The 5,045-nt window shown below is 61.7% G+C and carries 6 protein-coding genes; 4 read left to right on the forward strand and 2 right to left on the reverse strand.

The window, feature by feature from the left end:
- Positions 1 to 138: 138 nt before the first annotated feature.
- The 3 genes from ACMV8A_RS15465 to ACMV8A_RS15475 all read left to right on the forward strand — a co-directional run bounded on the left by ACMV8A_RS15465 (position 139) and on the right by ACMV8A_RS15475 (position 3,876).
- Positions 139 to 2,655 (forward strand): RHS repeat-associated core domain-containing protein, encoded by a 2,517-nt coding sequence (locus ACMV8A_RS15465; RefSeq protein ID WP_495326781.1) that lies wholly within the window; start codon positions 139 to 141, stop codon positions 2,653 to 2,655.
- Positions 2,652 to 3,377: a hypothetical protein gene (locus tag ACMV8A_RS15470; RefSeq protein ID WP_495326782.1), complete on the forward strand. Its 726-nt coding sequence runs from the start codon at positions 2,652 to 2,654 to the stop codon at positions 3,375 to 3,377. Before ACMV8A_RS15465 ends, ACMV8A_RS15470 begins: the two co-directional genes overlap by 4 nt.
- A gap of 79 nt (positions 3,378 to 3,456) precedes the next feature.
- Positions 3,457 to 3,876: a transposase gene (locus ACMV8A_RS15475; RefSeq protein ID WP_495326783.1), complete on the forward strand. Its 420-nt coding sequence runs from the start codon at positions 3,457 to 3,459 to the stop codon at positions 3,874 to 3,876.
- A 124-nt stretch (positions 3,877 to 4,000) separates the two neighbouring features.
- On the opposite strand, the gene ACMV8A_RS15480 is transcribed toward ACMV8A_RS15475, so the two are convergent.
- Together ACMV8A_RS15480 and ACMV8A_RS15485 are read right to left on the reverse strand one after the other, a co-directional pair.
- Complete coding sequence (locus ACMV8A_RS15480; RefSeq protein WP_495326784.1) at positions 4,001 to 4,330, reverse strand: type II toxin-antitoxin system RelE/ParE family toxin; 330 nt, start codon at positions 4,328 to 4,330, stop codon at positions 4,001 to 4,003.
- Complete coding sequence (locus tag ACMV8A_RS15485) at positions 4,327 to 4,596, reverse strand: ribbon-helix-helix domain-containing protein (protein ID WP_495326785.1); 270 nt, start codon at positions 4,594 to 4,596, stop codon at positions 4,327 to 4,329. The genes ACMV8A_RS15480 and ACMV8A_RS15485 overlap by 4 nt, the downstream gene beginning before the upstream one ends.
- A gap of 40 nt (positions 4,597 to 4,636) precedes the next feature.
- Here ACMV8A_RS15485 and ACMV8A_RS15490 point away from each other — a divergent pair.
- The coding region (locus tag ACMV8A_RS15490; protein ID WP_495326786.1) for a type II secretion system F family protein at positions 4,637 to 5,045 on the forward strand (409 nt) is incomplete at its 3' end.

Here is a 5,045-nt window from a genome sequence, read left to right on the forward strand (position 1 = left end):
GCCGGCGAGTGGTTCCGCCGTTTCCTTCTTGCCATGCTCTTGCTCCCTTTCAAAGCCGCTCGTGCGGCCAGTTGTGAAAGCAAGGCTATCACTCATCCCCCTGTCCAACTTTCCGGGGCCACCTCTCAAGTGGTCGCGGTGCATCGCCAAACCAGTCAGTGGACCTTCTTCGGCTGGGGTCAAACCACGCTCGTCAAGGATATGCAGCGCGACTTGGTCGGCCTGCGCAGCATCACCTACGGCAACGGCTTCCAGGGGCAGTGGCAGCGCAGCCGCGAAGGCGTGCTGGCGCGCGTGGTCTACACCCGGCCCGCAGGCCGCGCGGCCGACGCCCGGCACACGGCCGCTGCCTCGCAGGCGGCTGTTCGCCAGAGCATGGTCGGCAGCCTCCTGGACCGCCTGCTTCCTGCTGCCCACGCGCAGCCGGTGCATAACGCCAACACATTGCCCGGCGCACTGGGCCTGCCCGCCGATCCGGCCGCCCTCTTCGATGCGCGCCTGCTGTATGACGCTGCCGGCAATGTGCTGCTGCAACAGCAGCAAGGCCACGGCCCGCAGCCTACGCAGGCCTACGCCTACGACAGCCAGTCGCAGTTGATCGCCGCGCAGACCGCGCCTTCGGCCGCCACCGTCAAGGCATCGACTGATGCCGGGGCGGCTGCGGTCTGGCGCTACCACTACGATGCCCACGGCAACCGCGTGCTCGCCCAGGAGAACGTCCCCGTCACCGAACACGGCCGCACCCGCAAGGCCGCCTACGATCCCGCCAGCGCCGCCATGACCACACCGCGGACCATGCACGAGTATGTGTGGGACGCGCAGGGCCGGCTCACGATGATCCGGCAGCCAGACCAGGTGCTCGCCCAATACGCGTACAACCATCGCGGCCTGCGCGTCGGCAAACAGACCGCCAGCCGCGCCACCCACACCCTCTACAACGACCAGCGTCAACGCATCGCCGACCTTGACGCCGAAGGCCGCATCACGCGCCAGTACCTCTGGCTCGCCGACCGGCTCATCGCCACGCTCGACGCGCGCCAGCCCAAGGCCCTGCAAGCGCCGGCGGAAGGCTTTGTGGCCGCACTCGCGCAGACCGTGGCAAGCCTTTGGACGAGCCTCACCGGCAACGCCGACCGCCTGGTCTTCGTGCACGTGAACCACCTCGGCGCCCCGATCGCCGCCACCGACGAGGCGGGCCACGCCATCTGGCAGGCCGCCTATGCACCCTATGGCCAGGTGATCAGAACGCGCGCGGCCGGCAACACCCCTTACACCCTCGCCCTGCGCCTGCCCGGCCAGTGGGAGGATGCGGAATCCGGCCTCTACTACAACGACTTCCGCTACTACGACCCGCAAGCCGGCCGCTATCTCAGCCCCGATCCGCTCGGACGACTGGCTGAGCGCCTCGGCAGCCCCAATGCGTATGCCTACGTCAACAACAACCCACTGAGCTACATCGACCCGTGGGGGTTGATACTGTTTGCGTTCGATGGGACGGAAAACACGGACGATCCAGAGTTACTGAAGAAGCTCAATAGTGCGCCGTCGAACGTGTGGGAATTTGCAGAGTTGTACGACTCTAACAGCAGTGGACGTAAGCCCAACTACATCACCGGCGTCGGCGTGATTCACAAAGACCCCGTGTACGGCGACATCCACGCGCCACTTCTGGATGCCGGCGTCAACTGGAGCGGCCCTGCGCGCATTGAGCGCATGATCCAGTATTTCAATGATGAAGCAGATGCGTACGACAGCACGCAGCTGATGGATGTGGACATTATCGGTTTCAGCCGGGGCGCGGCGCAGGCGCGCGACTTCGCCAACCGCATCAACGCCAACACCATCAACGGCGTATATCGCTACACTAACCGGGAAGGACAAAAGAGTTGCCAATTGATCAATTTCCGCTTCATGGGGTTGTGGGACACCGTGCTTAGCGATAATTGGTCCGGTACCAGTTACAACTTCAACATCGTGCCCGGGTTCCAGTATGTGGCGCAGGCTGTCGCACTGAACGAGTTTCGTGATCACACGCTGCCGCTTGGGCGTGCCAAACCTTGGGATACCCATTCCTGGGGCGGCTTCCCGCTGGAGTCCATCATGGGTGGCACCGTGCCTGTGGGCCAAACCCGCATCGAGCGCGGCTTCATCGGCGCCCATGCCGACATTGGCGGCGGCTTCGGGCCAGGTGAAAATCAGTTGGCGCAGGTCGCGCTCGCGTGGATGGTCGACCAAGCGATGGCGGCAGGGGTGACGATGAAGGAGACGACGTTTACCGTTCCGTCTAATCCTGTTATCCACGACAAGAGCGATGCCATCCGCTTTGGCTCCCCCAAAGCGGGCTCGCCTTTCGTAAACGACAGCACCTGGAATAACGATTACGACATCCCGACCACGTCGATTCCGGGGGCCGGTGCGGAAGACCGGGAAGTCCGCTATTTGGACGGGAGCAAGACCACCCAGCGCGAAATGACCGGAACCGGCATGACCTTTGCCGATACGGAGCAGTTCATCACGTACACGGAGCGATCGGACTTGCCCAAGAACGCGTTTGGCTACACGACCAATCAGACGGGGACGGTCGACATGCAGGCCTACCTTGGTTGGCTCAATGCCAACGGCTATCACATCAACAACCTGACGGTACAACCATGAACGACGAGCGTCCCCAACTGATGAAACGCAAACTCATTGCCATTATGTGCGGGCTGCTTTGTCTTCCGGCTTGCTCGTCGACCATCAAGGACTGGAGTGAAGAGCCAGATGCAGTTGCCCCGTTTTATCAGGGGAAACCGGCGACCGTGCAAAGGAAAACTGTCTCGACTTTCTCCGCTCAGGCCGAAAAAATCCGATATCGGGCAGGTTACCGAGGCTTCGACCGGGAAGATACCTACCAGGCCAGCGTGGAGATGATAAATAAAGCGGGGATTCTTGGGCTGATACCAGGGGGAGAAATGAGAAGTGTGGCAACTGGCAAAACATTTTTTATACCTGAACTTTTCAGCGACAAGCGTGCATTTCTGGTCTCGATGAAGCCCAATATCCTGTTGTTGTTTCCCTGGCAATTCAATATGGATGAGAAGAGAAGTGATGGCCAGCCATATCTCAGTTACCGTTCATACAGGAAGCAGCTCACGGAACTGCACGAACAACAGAAATTGTTTTACACCGTTCAAGCTGTAGGGCCGAGAAGCGGAGACTGGCGAGTCTTAGTTGAACTCTCCCCCATTTTTCCAGACGTGGAAGGCATCCAGGCAATCTCGGACAAATGGGAAGGCGTACGCTCGCTCGCCGAAGTGAATGCTGATGCGACCCTACCGTTCAAGACCGAGCTGGCGCCCGGCATGCCGGGTTTCCGGCGTCTCGTTCTGCGGTGATCCCCACTACAATCGCAACGGCAACCGCGCGAATCAAAGGGGCCAGGCTCGAATTATTTCCTGCTGCCATGATGGGCTTATGCCACGCCGCCCGCGCGTCCACCTCGACAACATCCCTCTGCACATCGTCCAGCGCGGGTATAACCGCGAGCCCTGCTTCTTTGGCGAGGAAGACTACCAGGCCTACCTCTACTGGCTGGACGAAGCACTCAAGAAGGAACAGTGCGCCCTGCATGCCTATGCACTGATGACCAACCATGTGCATCTGCTGGTCACCCCGAAGAAAGCCGAAGCCGTTCCCCGTCTCATCATCGCCTTGGGGCGCCGCTACGTCCAATACATCAACACCACCTACCACCGCACCGGTACCCTGTGGGACAGCCGCTACAAATCCTCACTCATCCAGGCCGACGCCTATTTGCTGACCTGCCAGCGTTATATCGAACTCAACCCCGTACGCGCTGCCATGGTGGACGATCCCGCCCACCGCAAGTACTGACAGCACTCTGCAGCCGGCCCTGCGTCCCCTGTTCCCGGGTGTCGGCAAGCGCTATCCAGAATCTTGCCGATGCGCAGACCTCCGGGGTTGGCCCGGTAAAAGGAGAAGACATACGGCAAGGGGATCAGTCCCCTGGGCTGCCGTCGTCCGGTTCGTCTTGCAGGATGGTTTCGTAGTCCTGGCCGCCGTAGAAGACGCCGATGATGGAAACCACTTCGGCGTCCACGTCGAAGGCGATCACTGCACGCTTCCTGTAGTGGGTGATGCGCAGAGCAGGCCGCACGTCATCGCGGATGGTGCCCCTATGGGGAAACGTACGCAGGCTTTCGCAGTAGCTCACGATCGCTTCCGTGTACCGCGCGGCAATGTCGGGCGATGCCGCCTCGGCGATGTAGCGGTATAGTGCCACGAGCTGTTCCTCGGCCTCCGGGCTGAAGACAACGGGATAGCTCATCGTGTCTTCGCGGATTCGCTGGCCAAGCGGGCACGCACCTGATCAGCGGTGACAGCGCGCGATGGATCAGCCTTCAAGGCGTCATATGCCGGGCCGACCTGGTCGTGCAGCCAGCTCTCCACGGCGCGATCCCTGGCCAACAGTGCACGCAAGCCATCCCGGATCACTTCGCTTTCGCTGGCGTATTCGCCAGTGCGCACCTTGGCCTTCACCAGGTCCGCCATATCGTTGGGCAGGGTGATGCTCATTTGCTGGGTGGTTCGCATGGCTGGCTCCTTTGTCGGAATGTGATTAAATCCTACTCTGGTGGCCGCCAGGCGTCCAGCCTACTCAAGAATCGCCATCGCTGCCGTCGTCGCCTTGCTGGTGTGGGCGACGACCGACCTCGGCAGCAAGTTGCTCGCCGCCTGGCGCACGCGCTTCACCCGCGAAACCCATCACAGCCTGCGCGACCTGTTCCTGTTCGCCGACCCCTCCCGTCTGTACGCGATCAACCTCGCGTTGATGCTGCTCGCCGCCGTCGCCGTGTGGTTGCTCACGCACAGCCTCGTCGTCGCGCTCGTCGTCGCGGCCGTGCTCGCGTTCGCGCCGCGCCTGGTGTTCCGCTGGCTTCGCCAGCGCCGCATCGATCGCATCGAGGAGCAACTGCCGGATGCACTGCTCATGATTGCCGGCGCCGCCAAGGCCGGCCTCTCGCTTGCTTCCGCCTTGCGCC

The sequence above is a fragment of the Sulfurivermis sp. genome (genome assembly GCF_059410345.1).

What these genes read in the sequence shown, in the direction of transcription:
- ACMV8A_RS15485 (WP_495326785.1), bottom strand. Translation starts at nt 4,596, where the DNA reads ATGCGAACCACCCAGCAAATGAGCATCACCCTGCCCAACGATATGGCG.
- ACMV8A_RS15470 (WP_495326782.1), top strand. Translation starts at nt 2,652, where the DNA reads ATGAACGACGAGCGTCCCCAACTGATGAAACGCAAACTCATTGCCATT.
- ACMV8A_RS15480 (WP_495326784.1), bottom strand. Translation starts at nt 4,330, where the DNA reads ATGAGCTATCCCGTTGTCTTCAGCCCGGAGGCCGAGGAACAGCTCGTG.
- ACMV8A_RS15475 (WP_495326783.1), top strand. Translation starts at nt 3,457, where the DNA reads ATGCCACGCCGCCCGCGCGTCCACCTCGACAACATCCCTCTGCACATC.